Annotated in this window: 20 protein-coding genes; 12 read left to right on the forward strand and 8 right to left on the reverse strand. The window is 72.2% G+C overall.

Features of this window, described 5'->3' with window-relative positions; genetic code table 11:
* Positions 1–40 precede the first annotated feature (40 nt).
* From pheT to J2S43_RS22200, 7 genes are all read right to left on the reverse strand, one after another.
* Positions 41–2533: a phenylalanine--tRNA ligase subunit beta gene (gene pheT / locus J2S43_RS22170; protein ID WP_306832149.1), complete on the reverse strand. Its 2493-nt coding sequence runs from the start codon at positions 2531–2533 to the stop codon at positions 41–43.
* Between the two features lie 27 nt (positions 2534–2560).
* Positions 2561–3622, reverse strand: coding sequence for a phenylalanine--tRNA ligase subunit alpha (pheS, locus tag J2S43_RS22175; RefSeq protein WP_306832150.1), 1062 nt, complete (start codon positions 3620–3622; stop codon positions 2561–2563).
* A 156-nt stretch (positions 3623–3778) separates the two neighbouring features.
* Positions 3779–4624 (reverse strand): TrmH family RNA methyltransferase, encoded by an 846-nt coding sequence (locus J2S43_RS22180; protein WP_306839389.1) that lies wholly within the window; start codon positions 4622–4624, stop codon positions 3779–3781.
* Between the two features lie 127 nt (positions 4625–4751).
* Entirely contained in the window at positions 4752–5144 is a 393-nt protein-coding gene (gene rplT, locus J2S43_RS22185; protein WP_306832152.1) for a 50S ribosomal protein L20, read from the reverse strand.
* 39 nt (positions 5145–5183) lie between these two features.
* The gene (gene rpmI, locus J2S43_RS22190; protein WP_306832154.1) at positions 5184–5378 is read right to left on the reverse strand and encodes a 50S ribosomal protein L35; all 195 of its coding nucleotides are present in this window, start codon (positions 5376–5378) and stop codon (positions 5184–5186) included.
* A gap of 65 nt (positions 5379–5443) precedes the next feature.
* The gene (gene infC / locus J2S43_RS22195; RefSeq protein WP_306832156.1) at positions 5444–6112 is read right to left on the reverse strand and encodes a translation initiation factor IF-3; all 669 of its coding nucleotides are present in this window, start codon (positions 6110–6112) and stop codon (positions 5444–5446) included.
* Between the two features lie 565 nt (positions 6113–6677).
* Positions 6678–6935 carry a hypothetical protein gene (locus J2S43_RS22200; RefSeq protein ID WP_306832157.1) on the reverse strand — a complete coding sequence of 86 codons (258 nt, stop codon included), beginning with the start codon at positions 6933–6935 and terminating at the stop codon, positions 6678–6680.
* 156 nt (positions 6936–7091) lie between these two features.
* On the opposite strand from J2S43_RS22200, the gene J2S43_RS22205 reads away from it, so the two are divergent.
* From J2S43_RS22205 to J2S43_RS22250, 10 genes are all read left to right on the forward strand, one after another.
* On the forward strand, positions 7092–7871 hold the full coding sequence (locus J2S43_RS22205; protein WP_306832159.1) for a hypothetical protein: 780 nt from the start codon (positions 7092–7094) through the stop codon (positions 7869–7871).
* Positions 7868–8269, forward strand: a complete 402-nt coding sequence (locus tag J2S43_RS22210) for a phage holin family protein (RefSeq protein ID WP_306832161.1) — start codon at positions 7868–7870, stop codon at positions 8267–8269. Before J2S43_RS22205 ends, J2S43_RS22210 begins: the two co-directional genes overlap by 4 nt.
* On the forward strand, positions 8269–8949 hold the full coding sequence (locus J2S43_RS22215) for a DUF3618 domain-containing protein (RefSeq protein WP_306832162.1): 681 nt from the start codon (positions 8269–8271) through the stop codon (positions 8947–8949). The genes J2S43_RS22210 and J2S43_RS22215 overlap by 1 nt, the downstream gene beginning before the upstream one ends.
* A 432-nt stretch (positions 8950–9381) precedes the next feature.
* A complete protein-coding gene (locus J2S43_RS22220; protein ID WP_306832164.1) occupies positions 9382–10008 on the forward strand; it encodes an RNA polymerase sigma factor in 627 nt (208 codons plus the stop codon).
* Between the two features lie 267 nt (positions 10009–10275).
* A complete protein-coding gene (locus tag J2S43_RS22225) occupies positions 10276–11568 on the forward strand; it encodes an extracellular solute-binding protein (protein WP_306832166.1) in 1293 nt (430 codons plus the stop codon).
* Between the two features lie 11 nt (positions 11569–11579).
* Complete coding sequence (locus J2S43_RS22230; protein ID WP_306832167.1) at positions 11580–12503, forward strand: carbohydrate ABC transporter permease; 924 nt, start codon at positions 11580–11582, stop codon at positions 12501–12503.
* Complete coding sequence (locus J2S43_RS22235) at positions 12503–13315, forward strand: carbohydrate ABC transporter permease (protein WP_306832170.1); 813 nt, start codon at positions 12503–12505, stop codon at positions 13313–13315. Before J2S43_RS22230 ends, J2S43_RS22235 begins: the two co-directional genes overlap by 1 nt.
* Positions 13316–13325: 10 nt before the next feature.
* Positions 13326–14816 carry an arabinosylfuranosidase ArfA gene (arfA, locus tag J2S43_RS22240; protein ID WP_306832171.1) on the forward strand — a complete coding sequence of 497 codons (1491 nt, stop codon included), beginning with the start codon at positions 13326–13328 and terminating at the stop codon, positions 14814–14816.
* 32 nt (positions 14817–14848) lie between these two features.
* Entirely contained in the window at positions 14849–15991 is a 1143-nt protein-coding gene (locus J2S43_RS22245; protein WP_306832173.1) for a GDSL-type esterase/lipase family protein, read from the forward strand.
* A gap of 37 nt (positions 15992–16028) precedes the next feature.
* Positions 16029–19235 carry a S8 family serine peptidase gene (locus J2S43_RS22250; protein WP_306832175.1) on the forward strand — a complete coding sequence of 1069 codons (3207 nt, stop codon included), beginning with the start codon at positions 16029–16031 and terminating at the stop codon, positions 19233–19235.
* 69 nt (positions 19236–19304) lie between these two features.
* Here J2S43_RS22250 and J2S43_RS22255 read toward each other — a convergent pair whose 3' ends face one another.
* On the reverse strand, positions 19305–19760 hold the full coding sequence (locus J2S43_RS22255; protein WP_306832177.1) for a PH domain-containing protein: 456 nt from the start codon (positions 19758–19760) through the stop codon (positions 19305–19307).
* Positions 19761–19848: 88 nt separating this feature from the next.
* Between J2S43_RS22255 and J2S43_RS22260 the strand changes: the two genes are divergently transcribed.
* Both J2S43_RS22260 and J2S43_RS22265 read left to right on the forward strand, forming a co-directional pair.
* Complete coding sequence (locus J2S43_RS22260; protein ID WP_306832179.1) at positions 19849–20661, forward strand: DUF4262 domain-containing protein; 813 nt, start codon at positions 19849–19851, stop codon at positions 20659–20661.
* Between the two features lie 193 nt (positions 20662–20854).
* Positions 20855–21757: a hypothetical protein gene (locus tag J2S43_RS22265; RefSeq protein ID WP_306832181.1), complete on the forward strand. Its 903-nt coding sequence runs from the start codon at positions 20855–20857 to the stop codon at positions 21755–21757.
* Positions 21758–21781 lie beyond the last annotated feature (24 nt).

Raw genomic sequence — 21781 nt, forward strand, 5'->3', positions numbered from 1 at the left:
CCCGCCGGTCCGTGGGATCGGCGGGGCTTTCGGTGGAGCGCTACGCGCCGCGGAGGGTGGCGCCGAACTCGGAGGCCGCCGCGGCCACCGCCGCGTCGCGGGCCGTGACCGCCTCCTCGACCGTCAGCGTGCGGTCCGGGGCGCGGAACGTCAGCTTGAAGGCCAGGGACTTCTTGTCCGCGCCCAGCGCCTCCGACTCGTACACGTCGAACAGGCGGACCGCCTCCAGCAGCGGGCCGGCGGCGCCGGACAGCGTCGCCTCGACCGCGGCGGCCGGGACGTCCGCCGGGACGACCAGGGCGACGTCGATCAGCGCCGGTGGGTACGTCGACAGCGGCTGGGCCTGGACCACCGGGGCGTTCGGCAGCGCGGTCAGGTTCAGCTCCATCGCGCACGTGCGCCGCGGCAGTTCCAGCGTGGAGATCGCGGCCGGGTGCAGCTCGCCGGCGAAGCCGACGATGGTGCCGTCGACCGAGATCGCGGCGCAGCGGCCGGGGTGCCACGGCGCCTCGTCACCGGCCGTGACCGTGATCTGCCCGGCCGGGATTCCGGCGGCGGACAGCACGGTGCGGGCCGCCTCGACCGCGTCGGCCCAGTTCGCGGCGCGGCCGGCGCCCCACCAGCCGGACGGGGAGACCTCGCCGGCCAGCACGACCGCGACGTGCCACGGCTGCTTGGGCAGTGTGGCGTCCGCGGCGAACAGGTCGTCGTCGCCGGGGCGTTCGTCGACGCCCATGGCCGGCGGGCTGCCGGCGCCGGGGCGCGGGTGGAAGACGGCGCCGATCTCGTAGAGCGCGAGGTCGCGGGTGCCGCGCCCGATGTTGCGGCGCAGCGTGGTGAGCAGTGGTGGCAGCAGCGTGCTGCGCAGCAGCGGCTCCTCCTCGGAGAGGGGGTTCGCCAGCCGGACCGCGGAGCGGCGGTTGTCCGACGAGGGCATGCCGAACGCGTCGAACACGGAGGCGGACATGAACGGGTAGTCGAGGACCTCCACGTAGCCGTTCTCGGCGAGCGCGCGGGCCACGGACCGGCGGCGGGCCTGCGACGCGGTGAGGCCGTTGCCGGCCGGCGCGACCGGCAGCAGGCTCGGGACCACGTCGTACCCGTCGAGGCGGACGACCTCCTCGACCAGGTCGGCCGGGTCGGTCAGGTCCGGGCGCCAGGACGGCGGCGTCACGGTGAGCACGTCGCTGGAGGTGGACGCGGCCACGCCGCAGCCGACCTCCTGCAGCAGCGAGATGACCTGGTCGCGCGAGTAGTCGACGCCGATCCGGCGGGCCGGCAGCGTGGCGTCCAGCTCGATCAGGCCGGCCGGGCGACGGTAGTCGAGATCGAGGATCTCCGGTGAGGCCACCCCACCGCCGTGCGAAAGCAGCAGCGAGACCGCGCGATCCATGGCGACCAGCGTCAGCGCCGGGTCGACGCCGCGTTCCCAGCGCTTCGCCGCCTCGCTGAAGAGCTTGTGCCGGCGGGCGGTGCGACCGACCATGACCGCGTCCCAGTGGGCGGCTTCGAACAGCACGTTCGTGGTGGTCGGCTGCACCTCGGAGGTCTCGCCGCCCATCACCGCGGCCAGCGAGATCGGCACGCCCGGGGCCTCGCCGGAGCAGATCACCATGTCCTCGGCGTCGAGCGAGCGGACCACCCCGTCCAGCGTGGTGATCTTCTCGCCCGGCAGCGCGCGCCGGACCAGCAGCGGGCCGTCCAGCAGGTCCGCGTCGAACGCGTGCATCGGCTGGCCCAGCTCCAGCATCACGTAGTTCGTGATGTCCACGGCCAGGCCGATCGAGCGCACGCCGGCGACCGCGAGCCGCCGCTTGATGTAGTCCGGCGACGGCGCGGCCGGGTCGATGCCGCGCACCAGCCGCGCCGAGAACCGGTCGCAGCCGGCCTGGTCGTCCACGGTGACCGCCCACGGCACCTCGGCGGTTCCGGCCGGAGAGGAGACCAGCCCCGGGTCGCGGAACGGCACCTTGAGCGCGTGCGACAGTTCGCGGGCGAGACCGCGCACGCTCATCGCGTACCCCCGGTCCGGGGTGATCTCCAGCTCCAGGATGATGTCGTCCAGCCCGACCAGTGGACGCGCGTCGGTGCCGGGCACCAGATCGCCCGACAGCACGATGATGCCGTCGTGATCGTCGCTCAGCCCCAGCTCGGCGGCGGAGCAGATCATGCCCGCGGACATCCGCCCGTAGGTCTTCCGCGCGCCGATCGTGAAGCCGCCGGGCAGTTCGCCGCCCGGCAGGATCACGACGACGAGATCGCCCTCGGAGAAGTTCCGCGCCCCGCAGACGATCTCCTGCGGCGCGGCGCCGCCCACGTCCACCGTGCAGAACCGGATCGGCTTCTTGAAACCGGTCAGTTCCTCGATGGTGAGCACGCGGCCCACCACCAGGTCACCTTTGACGGTCGCCGCCTGGTCGACGACCGAGTCCACCTCGATCCCGAGGGACACCAATGCCTGCTCGACGTCGGCGCCGGTGAGATCCACCGGCAGGTCGACGTGTTCGCGCAGCCAGGAAACTCCGATGCGCACAATTCCTCCGCTTTGAAAGAAGAAGTCTCAGACGGCCATGCCGTACGCGGTCGTGAAGCGCACATCGCCCTCGACCATCTCGCGCATGTCGGAAATGCCGTGCCGGAACATCAGCGTCCGCTCGATCCCCATGCCGAACGCGAACCCCGAGTAACGGTCGGGGTCGATGCCGCAGGCGCGTAGCACGCGCGGGTTGACCATGCCGCAGCCGCCCCACTCGACCCAGCGCGGCCCGTCCCGGTGCTCCGGGAACCACACGTCGAACTCGCCGGACGGCTCGGTGAACGGGAAGTAGTGCGGCCGCCACCTGGTCTTCGCGCCCTCGCCGAACATGGCCCTGGCGAAGTGGTCGAGCGTGCCGCGCAGGTGCGCCATCGTGATGCCCTCGTCCACGACCAGGCCCTCGACCTGGTGGAAGACCGGCGTGTGGGTGGCGTCCAGCTCGTCGGTCCGGTACGTCCGCCCCGGGCACACCACGTAGATCGGCGGTTTGCGGGTGAGCATGGTCCGGGCCTGCACCGGCGACGTGTGCGTGCGCAGCACGTGCCCCGGCGTGGTCAGGTGGAACGTGTCCATCAGCCCGCGCGCCGGGTGGTCCGCGTGGATGTTGAGCGCGTCGAAGTTGGTCCACTCGAGCTCGACCTCGGGACCCTCGGCGATCTCGTAGCCCATGCCGACGAACAGGTCGCCGATCCGCTCCATGAGCGTGGTGAGCGGGTGCCGGGCGCCACGCGGGCGGCGGTCCCACGGGAGCGTGACGTCGACGCGCTCCTCGGCGAGCACGCGCGCGGCGCGCTCGACCTCGAGGGCGGCCTGCCGTGCGTCGTACGCCGTCTGCACGGCCTGCCGGGCGACGTTGACCCGCTTCCCGGCGTCGGACTTCGCGGCCGGGGGCAGCGCGCCGATCTCCCGGCGGGCCAGCGAGATCGGCGACTTGTCGCCGAGGTGCGCCGGCTTCAGCGCGACGAGCGCGTCCAGGTCGGCCGCGCCGGCGAAGGCCTGCGTGGCCTCCGCGATCGCGCCGTCGAGGGCGGACTGATCCAGCAGGGCAACCTGCTTGGGGTCATACGGGTCATTGCGATAGGTCATGACTCTGTGTCTCCAACGCCTGCGGGAACCGGGACAGTCTAGTGACGCGCGGCAGTGCCGCCGCCCACCGGTGTCTCCGAAGGCTGAGAGCGTGACGGATCAGGCTCGTTGCCCGCGCGCGCCGGCGGGCTGCATAAACGAGCGGATCACGGTCGGTCACTCCTTGAAGTCGCGTAAGGCTCTGGCCGAAGCATACAGACACACCGCCGCGGCCGCCGCCAGATTAAGGCTCTCCGCCCGCCCGTGCATCGGCACCTTCACCCGCAGGTCAGCCGCCTCCAACACCGCCTCGGACAGACCATGGGCCTCAGAGCCGAAGATCCACATGGTACGGACCGCGAGCGCGCCCTCGTCCGCCAGCGCATCCAGGTCCGCGTCGCCGTAGCCGGTGGCCGCCAGCACGGTCAGCCCTCCGGCCCGCGCCTCCCGCACCACCGCGACCGGGTCCGGCGCGCGCACCACGTCCACGTGGAAGAGGCTGCCCGCGGTCGATCGCACGCACTTGCCGTTGTAGGGATCGACCGCGTCCCCGGCGAACACCACCGCACCCGCGCCGGCCGCGTCCGCGGTGCGCAGCACGGTACCGGCGTTACCCGGATCACGGATCTCGGCCAGCGCCGCGACCAGTTTCGGCCCGCGCGCCAGGGCGTCCGGAAGGGGGACATCGGTCTGGTGGCAGAGCGCCACGATCCCCTGCGGCTGCACCGTGTCGGCCAGCACCGCCAGCGCCTCGCCGTCGACGGGCGACACCTCGATCCCCGCCTCCGACGCGGACCGGCTCAGCGCGGCGTACCGATGCAGGGCTTCCGGGGTTCCGAACAGCTCGATCACGGTGCCGGGCGCTGCGAGCGCCTCCGCGACCGCCTGCGGCCCTTCGGCGAGAAAGCGCCGCGACGAGTCACGATCCCGGCGGCGGTGCAGCTTCCGGGCGGCGGCGATCCTGGGCGTACGCGGCGTGAACAGGGTTTTCCTCCGTGCGGTCGCCGCGCCTCGTCTCGTGATCCAGGCGCCCCGACGTCGTCGGAACGACGTCGGGGGCGCCTGGATCCCGGAAGACAGCGGCCGGGAAAAGCGGAGGCGCCCCGCAACAGCGGGACGCCTCGGCTCAGGAGATGAAGCTGGGTGAAACTCAGGCGGCCTGGGCGGGCGCGCCGCCGGTGCCCTCGGCCGCGACCGCGGCCTTGGCGACCTCGACGAGCCCGGCGAACGCCGTGGCGTCGTTGACCGCGAGGTCCGCGAGGATCTTGCGGTCGACCTCGACACCGGCCAGGCGCAGGCCCTGGATCAGCCGGTTGTAGGTCATGCCGTTCGCCCGGGCGGCCGCGTTGATGCGGGTGATCCACAGCTGGCGGAAGTCACCCTTGCGGTCACGACGGTCCCGGTACGAGTACTGCATCGAGTGCAGCACCTGCTCCTTGGCCTTGCGGTACAGCCGGGACCGCTGGCCCCGGTAACCGCTCGCCGTCTCGAGCAGGGTACGACGCTTCTTCTGGGCGTTGACCGCCCGCTTGACGCGTGCCATTGAACTACTCCTAAATGAAAAAAGTCAGTGGCGGGCGCGTCAGCGGCCCAGCAGCTTCTTAACACGCTTCACGTCGGACTTGGCCACCTCGACCGTGCCGGTCAGCCGGCGGGTGCGGGTGGAGGTCTTGCCCTCCAGCAGGTGACGCTTACCGGCCTGCTCGGTGACGAGCTTTCCCTTGCCGGTGACCTTCACCCGCTTGCCCATGCCGGTGTGGCTCTTCATCTTCGGCATTGAACGCCTCTTCTTCCTGATACAGGCCGGGGGTTCCCGGCCGGTTGTGGCCGGGAAGCCGGCCGTTACTGGCCGGGGGTTCCGGCCGGTGCACCCGCGTCGGCGTCCGCCGCGACGGGCGCCTCGTCGGCGGCCACGTCGTCGGTGGCCGTCTCGTCGGCGGATGCCTCAAGGTCCTCTTCCCGGGGCGGGCGAGGCGCCTTGGCACTGGCGGCGACGCGCTCCGCCGCGGCCACCTTCGTGGCGCGGTGCGGAGCCAGCACCATGGTCATGTTTCGGCCGTCCTGCTTCGGAGAGGCCTCCACGTAACCCAGTTCCTGGATCTCCGACTCGAGCCGGCGCAGCAGGCGGTAGCCCAGCTCCGGACGGCTCTGCTCGCGACCACGGAACATGATCGTGACCTTGACCTTGTCGCCCGCCCGCAGGAACCGCACCACGTGACCCTTCTTGGTCTCGTAGTCGTGCGGATCGATCTTCGGGCGGAGCTTCATCTCCTTGATGACGGTCTGCTGCTGGTTGCGCCGTGCCTCGCGCGCCTTGAGTGCCGACTCATACTTGAACTTGCCGAAGTCCATGAGCTTGCACACCGGCGGACGGGCCATTGGCGCCACCTCGACCAGGTCCAGATCGACATCCGCGGCCAGCTGCAGGGCGCGCTCCAGCGGGACGATGCCCACCTGCTCACCCTCAGGGCCGACCAGTCGGACCTCTCGCGCCCGGATCTGATCGTTCACGCGTGGTTCGGCGCTGATGGGGCCTCCTCATAACTGCTTCCCGCACCCGCCGGCCGGCCGGCACGGGTCTGGCGACGCTCGCCCGCCTGCCCCGGCGGATCGAGCCTGCGCACGGCGTGCGCCGTCGGCCACAAGCAGAAAGGCCCCGGCAACATGCATGCCAGGGCCCGCTCGACCGGTCACGGCTCACGCTCTCGCGCACGGCCACGCTGTCACGCGTGGCACTGAGCCACCGCGCTGCGGATGCGGCGCACCCGAGGCGGTCTGACCGGACCCGGACGCTCAGGGCGGCGCGGGTGGGAGCAGGCGCTCCGCTTCATCACCACCACGCAGATGCAGGATCAGTGCTGATCATGAACATGCGTGATGGTCAGGTCGACCCGAGAAGTCTAACAGGCCCGGAACGCCGCCGCTAACGGCCCCGGGCCTGCCTCAACACTCGGGCCGCGCGGTCCTGCTGTGACCGATCATGACAACCCAAGAGAATGACCTTGATATTCCCGCGCCCGGCGGGGATCCGCGGGTGGTCACCACAAGAACCCCGGCGGGCGACCACCCGCGGAGATCAGGAATTCGCGTCCGGGTCCACGTTCGTGGCGACGCGGTCCGCGGAGTGCTCGGCGCCGTCCTGGGCGCCGGCCGGATTCACCACTCCGTCGTAGTTGTACACGATGGACGAATCATGAGATTTGCTCGTACGAATGTATCGGTGCACCAGCCCGTCATTCTCGATCTCGATCAGACCGGTGTCGCCCGCGCTGCGAGTCTCACCGTCGTAAGGCCCTCCGACCAGGGCCGCCTCGGTGGTCGATTGATCAGTCATGCGAGCCGGGTACCCCACTTCGACCCGATCAAACGGGAACAAAAATGGCGTGCATCTCCCGCATGACCATCGCGATTCAGGGTAGCCGGGATGTCGCACGGCCGATTTCAACGGCTCACTTCACCCCCTGGATAAACCCGATTGGAGGGCACTGAGATGACGGATATCGCCACGTCGCGTTCAGCGTCCACGACCGACGGCCAGACGTCCGCCACCGAGACCGCGAAGCAGGAGGCCCGCGACCTCGGGCACACGGCGGTGGAGGCAGGCGGCAGCGTCGCCGGCACCGCGAAGGACGAGGGCCGCCGAGTCGCGCAGGAGACCGGCCGCCAGGCCCGGCACCTCTACCACGCGACCCGCGACGAGCTACGCACCCAAGCCGGCGCGCAGCACCAGCGCGCGGTCGGCGGCATCCGGTCGGTCGGCGGCGAGCTGCGCTCGATGGCCGACTCGAACGAGCAGGCCGGTCCGGTCGGCGACTACGCCCGGCAGGCCGCCGCGAAGATCGACCAGGTCGCGGACTGGCTGGAGACCCGCGAGCCGGGCGCGCTGATCACCGAGGTCAAGGACTACGCGCGCCGGCACCCCGGCACGTTCCTGGCCGGTGCCGCGGTGCTCGGCCTGATCGCCGGCCGGGTCACCCGTAGCGTCGCCGCGGAGATCTCCGACGACGCCACACCGTCCGCCACCCCGTCCGCGCCCACCGCCACCGGGACGGCCACGGTCCCGGCCACGCCGCTCCCGCCCACGTCCACCGCACCGGTCCCGGCCACGCCCGTGACCACCGCGGTCGTCACGCCGGCCACCACGACGCTGCCGGCCACCACCTCGGTACCGGGCGGCATCGGGACCGACCCACTGCTGCCGCCGGTGACCGACCCGCTGGCCCCGCCGGCGACCGAGCCGCGCCCATACCCGGGTGAGGTCCGGCCATGACGCAGGGCCCGGACGTGTCGCAGCGCTCCTTCGGGGAGCTGCTGGGCGAGGTCACCCAGGACCTCTCCACGCTGGTTCGCCAGGAGGTCGAGCTGGCCAAGGCGGAGATGCGCGAGGAGGCGGCGAAGGCCGGCAAGGCCGCCGGGCTGTTCGGCGGCGCCGGTGTGGCCGGCTTCCTCGTCCTGCTGTTCCTGTCGTTCGCGCTCTGGTGGGGCCTCGCCAACGTGATGGACCAGAGCTGGGCCGCGCTGATCGTGGCCGCGCTCTGGGCGATCGTCGGCGGCGTGCTGTTCACCATGGCCCGCGGCAAGGCCCGCGAGATGCGCGGGATGCCGCGCACCGCGGAGACCGCGAAGGAGATCCCCCAAGCACTCAAGCCGAATCGTGGAGGCCTGTGATGAGCACCGACCCCGACCAGATCCGCGCCGACATCGAACGCACCCGCGCGGGCCTCAGCTCCGACGTGGACGCGCTCGCGTACAAGGCCAGCCCCACCCGCATCGTCGAGGATCGGAAGCAGCGCGTGCGGGACGCGCTCCGTACCACCCGGGAGAAGATCATGGGAACCGCCTCGGACGCCGGCTCGACCGTGGCCGGCAAGACCTCCGGTGCCGCGCACGCGGTGTCGGGCAAGGCCTCGGACGCCGCGCACGCGGTCTCGGACACGGCTTCCGGCGCCGCACACACGGTGTCGGAGAAGGCCTCGGATGCGGCGGACGCGATCCGGCAGGCACCGTCGGCCGTGAAGGCGAAGGCCGAGGGCAACCCGCTCGCGGCCGGCCTGATCGCGTTCGGCGCGGGCTGGCTGATCTCGTCGCTGCTCCCGGCGACGCAGAAGGAGCGCGAACTCGCGTCCAGCGCGAAGGCTGCGGTCCAGGAGAACAAGGACACGCTGGTCTCGGAGGCGAAGCAGCTGGCCGGTGAGCTGCAGGACAGCCTGCGCGGCCCCGCCGAGGAGGCGGCCGGCCGGGTGCGCGACACCGCCGCCGACGCGGCCGCCACGGTCCGGGACGAGGGCCGGTCCGCGGCCGACGACGTCAAGGGCCGCGCCACCGAGGCCCGCGAGAAGGTCTCCTAGCCTCGTTGATCGGGGCGTTCGTGATCGGGGCGTCCCCCAAGTCGTCAGAACGACTTGGGGGACGCCCCGATCATGGCTTTGCACAGCGCCGCGTGGATCGCGGTGCCGGTGGTCCGGGCGGCCTGCCCTCTTCGTGATCGGGGCGTCCCCCATGTCGCTCCAGCGGCACGGGGGACGCCCCGATCACGTTTCCCTCGTGCGGAGCGTGTCGGAATCCGTCACCCGGCCGGTCACGGAACCGACACCGTGGAGCAGACCCGGGGCCGCCCGAATGTGCGAGGCTTTCCGCATGACGGGCCGGAAGCCGCCGGGGGGCGGCACGGCACCAGACACCGCACACGTCCCGTGAGGACGGATCCCGGCTCGGCGTGGTGGCAGGCCCACGCCGGCTCCGGATCCGGGACGAGCGGGTCGTGTGCGTCTCCCAGGGGGATGGAGAGACGTGCAGTGACCATGCTGGACAGTCCGGTAACGGAGAACGGAGACATCGGCGAACTCGTCACGGCCGCGTCCCGGGGGGACACGCGGGCCTGGAACACGATCGTGAATCGGTACGGCCGGCTGGTGTCGGCGGTGTGCCGGCAGTGGCGGCTGAGCGACGCCGACGCCGCGGACGTGAGCCAGACCGTCTGGCTGCGCCTGTTCGAGCAGCTGGACCGGTTGCGCGACCCGCGGGCACTGCCCGCGTGGCTGCTGACCACCACCCGGCGGGAGTGCCACCACCTGCACCGGGCCGCGAAGCGCGAGCTGCCCGGCGCGACCGCGGCACGGCTGGAGGGGCAGGCGGACGCCACCGCCGCCTCGATCGACGACGGGCTGCTGCGCCGGGAGCGCGGCGCGGCCGTGCGGGCGGCGTTCGACGAGCTGCCGACGCATTGCCGGGAGCTGCTGGAGCTGCTGCTCCAGGATCCGCCCACGCCGTACGAGGAGATCAGTGCCCGGCTGGGCGTGCCGTGCGGCGGCATCGGGCCGAACCGGGCGCGCTGCCTGGAGCGGCTGCGGCGCAACCCGCGGTTCCGCGCGTTCATGTCGGAACGGACGTATCAGGCAGCCCGCTGACGCCTCGGCGATGGTTACGGCGCGCAGGCCGCACGGTGCGTGCGGTGATCATGGCTGCGCGCGCGAAGCCCCGCCCCCGTGCGGGGCGGGGGCCCTCGGCCACGGGGCGGGGATCGAGGGCGAGGCGGGGGTCGCCGATCGGGCGGCGGCCCCCGTCGCATTAACCCACATCGCTGGCATACATCGACAGACCCCATTGACTTCTCTCATGTGAGCGCTAACACTCTCTCCCTAGTAACGCACCCGAAATACGAAGGGATGCGAGAGATGAAGCGTCGCCAGGTGCTGATCGGTGCGGCCTCGGTGCTGGGCGCGGCCGCGTGCGGTGCCCCGTCCGGGACCGAGCGGCTGCGATATTGGAACCTGTTCGGCGGCGGCGACGGCGTGCGCATGGTCGAGCTGATCGACGCGTTCGCCGCGAGCCGTCCGGACCTCGACTTCCAGGCCTCCACGCTGACCTGGGGCCCGCCGTACTACACGAAGCTCTCGATGGCCTCGGCCGGCGGGCGCGCGCCGGACGTGGCGATCCTGCACCTGGCCCGGCTGCCCAGCTTCGCGCCCGGCCGGCTGCTCGACCCGTTCCCGCGGCAGCTGCTCACCGAGCTGGGGATCACGCCGGAGAACTTCCTGCCGGAGATCTGGGACCGGTGCGTGGTCGACGGCGAGGTCTACGCGATCCCGCTCGACACCCATCCGTTCGTCATGTACTACAACACCGACCTCTGCCGGCAGCTCGGCCTGACCGACGCGAACGGCACGCTGGTCCCGCTGCGCGGCGCGGACGACCTGGTGGCCGCGTGGTCCGAGGCGAAGAAGCTCACCGGCGGGTACGGGCTGGTCCTGGACAACTTCGGCGTCTCACCCTGGCGCCTGTGGTGGACGCTCTACCGCCAGCTCGACGGCGACCTGCTGAACGCGGACGCGACCGCGCTGGTGATCGACGACGCGAAGGCGCTGCAGGCACTCGACTTCATGCGCCGGCTGTCCGTCACCGACGCGGTCGCGCCCGGCCAGATGCTGCTCTCCGGCGCGGTCGCGCTCTTCGGCAGCGGCAAGGCGGCGTTCCTGTTCAACGGCGAATGGGAGGTCACCACGTTCCAGACGCAGAAGACGCCGTTCTCCATGACGCCGTTCCCCGAGGTCTTCCCGGGCACCGCGAGCGCCGCCGGGATCGCCCGCACCCAGGCCGACTGCCACACGTTCGTGCTGCCGCACCAGCGGGACCGCACGGTGGCCGGCACCCGGCCGGCGCTCGACTACGTCAGGTTCATGCTGGAGCGCAGCGTGGACTGGGCGGCCGGCGGGCACGTGCCGGCCTGGCTTCCGGCCACCCGCAGCCCGGACTACCTGGCACTGGACCCGCAGTCGCGGTACCGGGACGCGGCCGCGACCGCGCAGCTCGATCCGCCGGCCTGGTTCAGCGGCTCGGCGTCCAACATGGAGAACCTGGCCGGGACCGCGTTCGGCGCGGTGCAGGCCGGCACGCTCACGCCGGAGGCGGGACTGGCCCGGTTCAAGGCCGACATGCAGCGCCTCATCGACACGCCGGCACCGGTCTAGGGAGGGCTTCGATGGCCGTCGAGACACCGCAACGCGCGCCCGCCGAGACGCCCGCGCCGAGGGAACCCGGCAAGCCGAGGAATCTCACCGGGCTCTGGTTCGCGCTGCCGTTCCTGCTGATCTACGCGGTCTTCATGATCTGGCCGATCCTGGCCGGGCTGTGGAGCAGCCTGTTCAACACCAGCCTGGCCGGCGGCGACGTCGAGTTCCTCGGCCTGGGCAACTACGCGGAGATGGCCCGGGACGGCGCGGTCTGGGACTCGCTGTGGAACACCGCCTACTTCACGCTGCTCAGCACGCCACCGCTGGTGCTGGCCGGGCTGGGCATGGCGCTGCTGGCGCACCGCGCCCGGCGTACCGGCTGGTTGCTCAGGTTTGCGTTCTTCATGCCCTTCCTGCTGCCGGTCACCGTGGTCGCGCTCATCTGGCTGTGGATCTACCAGTCCGACTTCGGGCTGCTCAACGCCGCGATCGAGTGGTTCGGTGGCGACCCGGTCGCGTGGATCAACGACGAGCGGACCGCGATGTGGGCCGTGGTGATCTGCACGCTGTGGTGGACCGTCGGCTTCAACTTCCTGCTCTACCTGGCCGCGTTGCAGGGCATCCCGCGGGAGCTGCACGAGTCGGCCGCGGTGGACGGCGCGACGCCGGGCCAGCGGCTGTGGCGGATCACGCTGCCGCTGCTGCGCCGCACGACCGGGCTGGTCCTGGTGCTGCAGCTGATCGCGTCGCTGAAGATCTTCGACCAGGTGTACCTGCTGAACGAGGGCAACGCCGGGCCGATCACGCGGCCGTTGATCCAGTACGTCTACGAGCAGGGCTTCACCTCGTACCGGATCGGCTACGCGAGCGCGATCTCGTACCTGCTCTTCCTGATCATCATCGTGGTGGCCTTCGCCCAGTTCAAGATCTTCTCCGCCGGGAGGGACGACTGATGCGTACCCGATTGCCGTTGTCGCTCCTGGGTCTCGCCGTGGCGCTCGTCTGGCTGATCCCGCTGGCCTGGGCGATCGACACCTCGATCAAGCCGGAGGGCGAGACCACCCGGGTCCCGGTCACCTGGATCCCCGAGGTCTTCACGCTGGACGCCTACGGCCGCGTGCTCACCGCCGGTGACGTGCCGCTCTGGCTGGTCAACAGCCTGATCGTGGCGACCGGCGTGACCGTGCTGACGCTCGCCGCGGCCAGCCTCGCGGCCTACGGCTTCTCCCGGCTCGACTTCCCCGGCAAGAACTGGCTGTTCGCGCTGGTGCTGGCCGGGATCATGGTGCCGCCGCAGGCGCTGATCGTGCCGCTGTTCCACCAGATGCAGTCGCTCGGGCTGGTCGACACGTACTGGGGCATGATCCTGCCGCAGCTGGCCGCGCCGGTGATGGTCTTCATCCTGAAGAAGTTCTTCGACGGCATCCCACGCGAGTACGAGCAGGCCGCGGCGCTGGACGGCGCGAGCCGGCTGCGGATGTTCTGGAGCGTGGTGCTGCCGATGTCCCGCCCGGTCCTCGCCGCGGTCGGCGTGTTCACGTTCGTCACCGCGTGGAACAACTTCCTGTGGCCGTTCATCGTGGTCAGCGACCCGGACCTGATGACCGTGCCGGTCGGGCTCGGCACCGTGCAGAGCTCGTACGGCCTGCGCTACGCCGAGATCATGGCGTCCGCCGTGCTCGGCGGTCTCCCCCTGGTGGTCGTGTACGCGTTCCTGCAGCGCCACGTCATCCGCGGCGTCGGCGATGCCGGACTCAAGGGATAGAGGTGCGTTTGTGCAGCACGCGACAGTGACGCTCGACCCCGCCTTCACCGTGGCCCCGGTCCGCCGGCGCACGTTCGGCTCGTTCGTCGAGCACCTCGGCCGCTGCGTCTACACCGGCATCTACGAGCCCGGACACCCCACCGCGGACACGGACGGCCTCCGCCAGGACGTGCTCGCGCTGGTCCGGGAGCTGGGCGTGTCCATGGTCCGCTACCCGGGCGGCAACTTCGTCTCCGGCTACCGGTGGGAGGACGGGGTGGGGCCTTCTCGCGTCCGGCGCCCCGATCTGGCCTGGCACACGATCGAGACCAACGAGTTCGGCACGGACGAGTTCCTGCGCTGGTGCGGGCGGGCCGGCGTGGAGCCGATGATGGCGGTCAACCTGGGCACCCGCGGCGTCGCCGAGGCCGTCGACCTGCTCGAATACACCAACCACCCCGGCGGTACGCATTTCTCCGACCTACGGGCCTCTCACGGGAATCCCAAGCCGTACGACGTGAAGCTGTGGTGCCTCGGCAACGAGTTGGACGGCCCGTGGCAGGTCGGGTTCAAGACCGCACGGGAGTACGGCCGGCTCGCCGCCCAGACCGCGCGCGCCATGCGGATGCTCGACCCGGGCCTGACGTTCGTGGCCGTGGGCAGCTCCGGCTCCGGCATGCCCGAGTTCGGCGCGTGGGAGGCCGAGGTGCTGGCCGAGACGTACGAGGAGGTCGACCTGATCTCCGCGCACGCGTACTACGAGGAGGTGGACGGCGACCTCGGCTCGTTCCTGGCGTCCAACCTGGACATGGAGCACGTGATCCGCGCGGTCACCGCGACCGCGGACCACGTCGGCGCGCGCCTGAAGTCGCGGAAGAAGATCGGCGTCTCGTTCGACGAGTGGAACGTGTGGTACCTCAGCCGCTTCCAGAACGCGCCGCCGCCGGCCGCCTGGGAGATCGCGCCGCGCCAGCTGGAGGACGTCTACCACGTGGCGGACGCGGTCGTGGTCGGCAGCCTGCTGATCTCGCTGCTCCGGCACAGCGACCGGGTCGAGGCCGCGGCGCAGGCGCAACTGGTCAACGTGATCGGCCCGATCTTCACGGAGCCGGGCGGGCGCGCCTGGCGACAGACGATCTTCCACCCGTTCGCGCAGGCGTCCGCGCTGGCCCGCGGCACCGTGCTGCACACCGCGGTCGGCTCGCCGGTCTACGCGACGCCGAAGTACGGGGACGCGCCGCTGGTCGACGCGGTCGCCACGCTCTCCGACTCGGGGGAGGTGGCGCTGTTCGTGGTGAACCGGTCGATCGACGACCCGGTGCGGCTCACCATCGGCACCCGCGCGTTCGACCGCGCGCTGACCATCGGCGACGCGACCGTGCTGGCCGACGACGACGTCTACGCCACGAACACCGCGGACGCGCCGGACCGGGTCGCGCCGCGCCCGCACCCCGGCGTCACGCCCGGCTCGCTCGACGTGGTGCTGCCGCCGGTGTCGTGGAGCGTGATACAGCTTTCCTAAAGGTTTTAGGTTTAGTGCGATATGCTTTCGGCATGATCGACGTCGACCTGCTGCGGGGTGCGCTCGAGATCGAGCGCACCCCGCACGGCCTCCTCCCCCACCGGCTGCCGCGATGGGCCCGCGACCAGGCCGCCGAGCCGCAGCTCGCCATGGTCGAGGCGGAGCCGTCCGGGGTCCGGCTGGCGCTGCGCACCGCGGCCACCTGGATCGAGCTGGACACGCTGCCGTCGCGGGTGAACTACGCCGGTGCGCCGGCCCGCCCGGCCGGCGCCTACGACCTGCTGATCGACGGTTCGCTGGTGGCTCGCGCGGTCGCGGACGGCGGCGACACCGTGTCGATCGACATGGCCACCGGTGCGCGCACGGTCACCGCCGGTCCCGCGGCCACGCTGCGCTTCGACGGGCTCCCGGCCGGCGAGAAGGACGTGGAGATCTGGTTGCCGTACCGGGAGCGCACCGAGCTACGCGACCTGCGGGCGGACGCGCCGATCGCGCCGATGCCGGACCGCGGGCGCCGGGTCTGGGTGCACCACGGCAGCTCGATCAGCCACGGGTCGAACACGGACGGGCCGTCCACCACCTGGCCGGCGCTGGCCGCGCTGGCCGGCGGGGTCGAGCTGGTCAACCTCGGGTTCGGCGGCAGCGCGCTGCTCGACCCGTTCACCGCGCGCGTCATCCGGGACGCGCCGGCCGATCTGATCAGCGTCAAGATCGGCATCAACGTGGTCAACGCGGACCTGATGCGGCGACGCGCGTTCGGCCCGGCCGTGCACGGCTTCCTGGACACGATCCGGGACGGGCACCCGGACGTGCCGCTGCTGGTGGTGTCGCCGATCCTGTGCCCGATCCACGAGGACACGCCGGGGCCGGGCGCGTTCGACCTGGACGCGCTGGCCGAGGGGCGGCTGGCGTTCCGCGCCACCGGCGACCCGGCCGAGGTCGCGGCCGGCAAGCTGACGCTGCGGGTGATCCGGGACGAACTCGCCCGGATCACGGCCTCGCGCGACGATCCACACCTGCATCACCTGAACGGCCTGGAGCTCTACGGCGAGGCGGACGCGGAGGAGCTGCCGCTGCCGGACGCGCTGCACCCGGACGCGGCGACGCACCGGTTGATCGGGTCGCGGTTCGCCGAGCGGGTCTTCGGGCCCGGCGGCGCATTCAGTCGCGCATAGCCGACAACCTATCCGGCGATTTCCGAGTCTCACGGGTGTGACTGTCTACAGTGCACCACGTCTGCGGCGTCTGATCGCCGCACTGACCGTGTCCACCGCGGTCGCCGCCGTGCTACCCGGCACGGCGACGGCCGCCCCGTCCTCATCGCCGCCCGCGGTCGCGGGTGGCGAGGCCCGCACCGTCACGCTGATCACCGGTGACCGGATCACGCTGTTCCCGGGTGGGAACGTCGCGCTGGAGCGCGGCGCCGGCCGGGAGCACGTCCGGTTCGGCATCGAGCGCCTGAACGGGCGGGTGTCGGTGATCCCGTCCGACGCGCGCGGGCCGCTGCACGCGGGCCGCGTCGACCCGCGGCTGTTCGACGTGACCCGGCTGGTCGAGTTCGGCTACCACGACCGGGCGCTGCCGCTGCTGGTCGCCGGCACCGCGCCCGGCGCCCGTGCGGCCGGCTCGCTGCCCGGCGGCCTGAGCCGCGTGGAAGCCGCTCCGAACGGCGCGACCTGGACCACGTTGACCGGCGCGTCCGCGCAGGCCCGCGGCGGCGTCACGAAGATCTGGCTGGACGGTGTCATGCGCCCGTCGCTGGACGTGAGCGTGCCGCAGATCGGTGCGCCCGCGGCCTGGCAGGCGGGGCTGACCGGCACCGGCACCACGGTCGCGGTGCTGGACACCGGCATCGACGAGACCCACCCCGACCTCGCCGGCCGGGTGCGCGCCGCGCGGAACTTCACCGAGGGCGCGGAGGACGACCGTGACCTGGTCGGCCACGGCACGCACGTCGCGTCCACGATCGCCGGGAACGGTGCCCGCTTCAAGGGCGTGGCCCCGGGCGCGACACTGCTCGACGGCAAGGTCTGCGCGCTGGCCGGCGGCTGCCCCGAGTCGGCGATCCTGGCCGGCATGCAGTGGGCCGCGGAACAGGGCGCGGACGTGGTCAACATGAGCCTCGGCGGATTCGACATGCCGGGCGAGGACCCGGTCGAGGCCGCCGTGCGGACGCTCAGCGAGGAGCACGGCACGCTGTTCGTGGTCGCGGCCGGCAACTCCGGCGCGCTCGGCGAGGGCAGCGTGGAGAGCCCGGGCAGTGCGGACGCGGCGCTGACCGTCGGCGCGGTCGACAAGTCCGGCAAGCTGGCCGGTTTCTCCAGCCGCGGGCCGCGCCTGGACGACTACGCGATCAAGCCGGAGATCACCGCGCCGGGCGTGAACATCGCGGCCGCGCGCAGCGCCGACGCGGTCGAGATGACCGACCCGGGCCCGGCCGAGGGCTACACCACCGCGTCCGGCACCTCGATGGCCACGCCGCACGTCGCCGGCGCCGCCGCGCTGCTGGCCCAGCGGCACCCGGACTGGCCGGGCGACCGGCTCAAGTCCGTGCTGGTCGGATCCGCCACGCCGGAGCCGTCGACGCCGGTCAGCGCGCAGGGCGCGGGCCGGGTCGACGTGGCCCGGGCGATCACCCAGGACGTCACCGCGTCGCCGGCCGTGATCAACGCTGGTTTCCAGCAGTGGCCGCACGCGGACGACGAGGTGCGGTCCACCACCCTCACGTACCGCAACGGCGGCACCGCGGCGATCACGCTCACGCTCGGCGTCAGCGGTCTCCCGGACGGCCTGGTCTCGCTCTCCGCGCCGGCCGTGACCGTGCCCGCGGGCGGCGAGGCGTCCGTGCGGGCCGACGTGGACACCCGCGGTGAGATGCCGGACGGGTTCCTCGGCGGCACGGTCACCGCGACCGCGGGCGACCGGGTGGTGCGCACGCCGCTCGGCGTGCAGCGCGAGGTGGAGAGCTACGACGTCGGCCTGACCGTGCTCGGCCGGGACGGCGCGCCCTCCGCCGACCACCGGGTGCAGTTGATCGATAAGGCGCGGCGCGTGGGCTACGGCGCCTGGCCGGGCAGCGGGGACACGATCCGGCTGCCGAAGGGTGAGTACGCGCTCGGCGCGACCATCGGCGAGGACACCCACCTCGCGCAGGCCGCCCTGGTCGTCGACGGCGGCACCGGGGCGCTGACGCTGGACGCCCGGATCGCCGCGCCGGTCACGGTGACCGTGCCCCGCCAGGGGGCCTCGCTGGAGTCGCTGTGGGCCGGGGCCGGCTCGACCTGGTACGCCACCGGCGTCGGCGCGGCCGGCGACGAGAAGGTCTACATCGGACGCCTCGGGCCGGACGTCACCACGCCGGACTACCACTCGTACGTCACCGCGCGATTCGGCCAGCGGGCCGCGGACGGCACGTTCAACGGCACGCCGTACCTCTACTCGGCGTTCTACCTGACGCCCGGGAAGATGACGACCGGCTTCACGCACGCGGCCACGCAGTCCGAGTTCGCCACCGTGGAGGCCGTGCACGGCACGCCGGCCGCGGTCCCGCTGGCCGCCAAGGGCAGCTTCCCGATGCACGACGCGCTGCCCGGCGCCTCCTCGTGGAACTGGCTGTACCCGGCCGGGTTCCGCCGCACCGAGTACTACAACGCGGACCACGGGGTGCGCTGGGCGCCGTACTTCATGGACGCGCGGATCGGCGAGGACGGCTGGGAGGAGTACCTCTCCGAGCAGTGGGCGCCGCAGACCGCGTACCGGCCGGGCCGGACCGTCACCGAGGTGTGGAACCGCCCGGTGTTCGGGCCGGCGCTGCCGGACACCGGATTCCCCGCGATCGCACGCCAGGGCGATCTCGTCTACGCGAACACGCCGCTGTTCGGTGACGGCGGCGGCCGCGAGGGCACCTCGGTCGTCACGTCCGCCACCAGCACGCTGTCCCGGGACGGTCAACTGATCCAGGAGTTCGGCGGCACGTACGGCGAGTGGGAGATACCGGCCGAAGCCGCGTCCTACCGGCTCGACGTCACGGCCGAGCGCGGCGCGCCGCACCGGCTCTCCACCCGGGTCACCGCGAGCTGGACGTTCACGTCCGCGCACGGCACCGGACCGGTGCCGATCTCCACGGTGATCCTCACGCCGCCGGTCGACGCCTCCGGTGTCGCGCCGAAGGGCCGCGCGTTCAGCGTGCCGGTGCGGGTGGCCGGCCAGGCGAACTCGGCCGCGGCGCCGAACCGGTCGCTGACCGTGGAGGTGTCCTACGACGACGGCGCCACCTGGTCGCGGGCGGCGGTCCGGGACGGTGCCGTGCAGCTGCGGCACCCGGCCACGGCCGGATTCGTGTCGCTGCGCGCGGTCGCGACCGACCGGGCCGGCGGCACGGTCACCCAGACCGTGATCCGCGCGTACGAGATCCGCTGATCCCCGCCGCGGGCCCGGCTCCCGGGCCCGCGGCGTCCCGACGCGGTGCGGCCTGCCGTCGTCGGCCGGTCAGGCCGGGGTTGTCGCCTTCGCGTGCAGTGCGCGCAGCGCCCGGACGCCCTGCAGCGCGTAGTCGCGGTCCGCCGCCTGGAGCGCCAGCACCGCCACCGACTCGTCGTCGGCCAGCTCCAGGAACGCCCACGGCGAGTGCTGGTCGAACCGGATCCGCCGCACCACGGTCCACGGCAGCTCGTAGCCGCCGAGCAGGTTCCGCACCCGGATACCCTTGGCGTCCGCCTCGACGCGCGGCCGGGTGAACAGCAGCACGCCCGCGGCCGCGAGCACGCCGAGCCCGATCATCGCGATCTGGTCGCCGAGCTGGAAGACCGCGTCCGTCTGGTCGTTGAGCCGCCCGGACAGCCCGAGCCCGACCAGCGTGAAGACGATCACCACCGCCACCGCCGCCACATAGCAGACGACACGCACCCGCTGGGGACGCAGCTTCACGACCTCGGTCTCGCTCATGCCCCGAGTCTCGCAAAACCCGAAAGCCACAAACCTGTCAGGGGTACGTCACCCCCCGCCGATCACCCCGCGGCGCTACCCTCACCGCGTGGATGATCAGTCCTGCTACTGCCTGCTCTGCGCCGCCCCGCCGTCGTACCCCGAGGAGTCCTGGGACCTCCGGGACGACATCACCGCCGGCCGGATCCGCCGGTACGGCTGGAACGTCACCGGCGTCACCGGCGGCCCGGCCCCGGACTGGGCCTACTCGACCGGCCTCTGGCACACGCACCGCGCCCCCGAGATCTGCGTCTTCGGCGTACCGGGCCGGACCGGCCAGCGCATCATCAACCAGGTCGGCAACATGCTCCGCGACGGCGTCACGCTGACCGACGGCGAACGCCACGACGACGTCCTGACCGGCTACGACGTGGTCGTCCGCGCGGTGCGGGCACCGTGGTACCGGCGCTTCTTCGGCGCGGGCCTCGACTTCTGCCAGCGACCGGCGCCGATGATGCAGATCGTCTGGCCGGACCGCGCGGGCCGCTTCCCCTGGGAACCGGAGACCGACCCGCCGTACCGGGACGTCCAGCCCCGCCTGTGGATGCTGCCCGACGACCACCCGCCGGACCAGTGGACCCGCCTCGACCCGACCGGCGGCTGGCCCTTCCGTGGCGCCCTCCCGTTCCACCAGGTGCACGCCTCCCCGGCCGTGGTCGCCGGCACCGCGCCGATCGGCACGGTCCTGCGCGACGAGGACGGCACCTGGCGATTCCTGGAGGCCGGCGCCTCCGCCGAGGCCGCGACCGGACGGGTCGCGCTGCGGCGGCTCACCAAGACCCACCCGGACGTCCTCGGCGTCGCCGACCTCGAGCCCGGCGCCCGCGCCACCCGCGGCCCGGACGGCACCTGGATCCGCTGACGGTCCGGGCCGTCCGGTCCTCTCCGGTCTCTCCGGGCCGCTCCGGCCTCCTCCGGCCGCGGCTCCGGCGGCGTGCGGGCTGATCAGGCCGGACGTCCCGGAGCCTCCGATCTGGTCCTGGAATGCCCCGGTCCGTACCCGCGAGGGTCTTTCCTTGTCGTGACCGTGCTTCACGACCGGTGAGGGGAGACCCATGATCAAGCCCGACCGACCCCGGCGGCTGCTCGCCGCGCTCGCCGCGGCACTGTGCCTGACCGCCTGCGGTGCCGGCGGCGATGACGGCGGCGACGGCTGGGGCTCGGAGGCGACGCCGACGGCCTGGCCCCAGCCCGTCGACGGCAAGCTCACCGACGCGATGTGCGACGTGCTGACCGTGGACGACTTCCTGGCCGTCGGCGTCGAGGCGCTGCGGTGGGAGGACCGCGGCCCGGCGCCGGACATCGGCCCGAACGCGATCTCGTGTCACGCGCTGGGCAGCCACTTCTTCTCGCTCAACCTCCAGCCGGACCCGGTCTCCGGGGAGCTGTACTTCGGGTCGATGCGCGATCAGCGCGCCCGGACCTCCCCCGCCGCGATCGGCACGACGGCCGTCCCAGGCGCGGACGAGGCCTGGTTCAACTCCACCACCGCCGACGACTCGGAGATCATCGTCCGCCGCGGTGCGCTGCTCATCAGCATGAGCATCGGATTCGCGCACGCCGACGAGGGCTTCGACCCGCAGAAGGCCTCGACCACGCTCGCCGGCCAGGTGCTGGAGCGCCTGCCCGGCGTCGGCCGCACCGCGACCGGCAAGCCGCATGAGATGGTGCTGACCGTCACCGGCAAGGACACCCGCACGGCGACCATCAGCTACAACGATCCGATCACCGCCGAACCGGTACAGGAGTCGGTCGGACTGCCCTGGACGAAGAGGATCCAGTTCCCCTCGTTCGGCCGGCCCACGTCGATCAGCCTCAGCGCGTCCGTCACCGCCGTTTCCCTGACCACCGTCCCGACGGTGACGTGCGGCATCACCATCGACGGTGAGGAGGAGCCGAAGAACAACGGCCCCGGACCCGGCACCTTCTGTTACCACTCCTTCGCCGAGCCCCGCTGACCCGGCCCTCGGACGGGACGGCCG

Source organism: Catenuloplanes nepalensis, from assembly GCF_030811575.1.
Taxonomy (GTDB): Bacteria; Actinomycetota; Actinomycetes; order Mycobacteriales; family Micromonosporaceae; genus Catenuloplanes; species Catenuloplanes nepalensis.

Bases quoted from the DNA above. Each gene is read 5' to 3' on its own strand.
- pheS (WP_306832150.1), bottom strand. From the start codon at position 3,622: ATGACCTATCGCAATGACCCGTATGACCCCAAGCAGGTTGCCCTGCTG.
- rplT (WP_306832152.1), bottom strand. From the start codon at position 5,144: ATGGCACGCGTCAAGCGGGCGGTCAACGCCCAGAAGAAGCGTCGTACC.
- rpmI (WP_306832154.1), bottom strand. From the start codon at position 5,378: ATGCCGAAGATGAAGAGCCACACCGGCATGGGCAAGCGGGTGAAGGTC.
- J2S43_RS22200 (WP_306832157.1), bottom strand. From the start codon at position 6,935: ATGACTGATCAATCGACCACCGAGGCGGCCCTGGTCGGAGGGCCTTAC.
- J2S43_RS22205 (WP_306832159.1), top strand. From the start codon at position 7,092: ATGACGGATATCGCCACGTCGCGTTCAGCGTCCACGACCGACGGCCAG.
- J2S43_RS22210 (WP_306832161.1), top strand. From the start codon at position 7,868: ATGACGCAGGGCCCGGACGTGTCGCAGCGCTCCTTCGGGGAGCTGCTG.
- J2S43_RS22215 (WP_306832162.1), top strand. From the start codon at position 8,269: ATGAGCACCGACCCCGACCAGATCCGCGCCGACATCGAACGCACCCGC.
- J2S43_RS22220 (WP_306832164.1), top strand. From the start codon at position 9,382: ATGGAGAGACGTGCAGTGACCATGCTGGACAGTCCGGTAACGGAGAAC.
- J2S43_RS22225 (WP_306832166.1), top strand. From the start codon at position 10,276: ATGAAGCGTCGCCAGGTGCTGATCGGTGCGGCCTCGGTGCTGGGCGCG.
- J2S43_RS22230 (WP_306832167.1), top strand. From the start codon at position 11,580: ATGGCCGTCGAGACACCGCAACGCGCGCCCGCCGAGACGCCCGCGCCG.
- J2S43_RS22235 (WP_306832170.1), top strand. From the start codon at position 12,503: ATGCGTACCCGATTGCCGTTGTCGCTCCTGGGTCTCGCCGTGGCGCTC.
- J2S43_RS22245 (WP_306832173.1), top strand. From the start codon at position 14,849: ATGATCGACGTCGACCTGCTGCGGGGTGCGCTCGAGATCGAGCGCACC.
- J2S43_RS22255 (WP_306832177.1), bottom strand. From the start codon at position 19,760: ATGAGCGAGACCGAGGTCGTGAAGCTGCGTCCCCAGCGGGTGCGTGTC.
- J2S43_RS22265 (WP_306832181.1), top strand. From the start codon at position 20,855: ATGATCAAGCCCGACCGACCCCGGCGGCTGCTCGCCGCGCTCGCCGCG.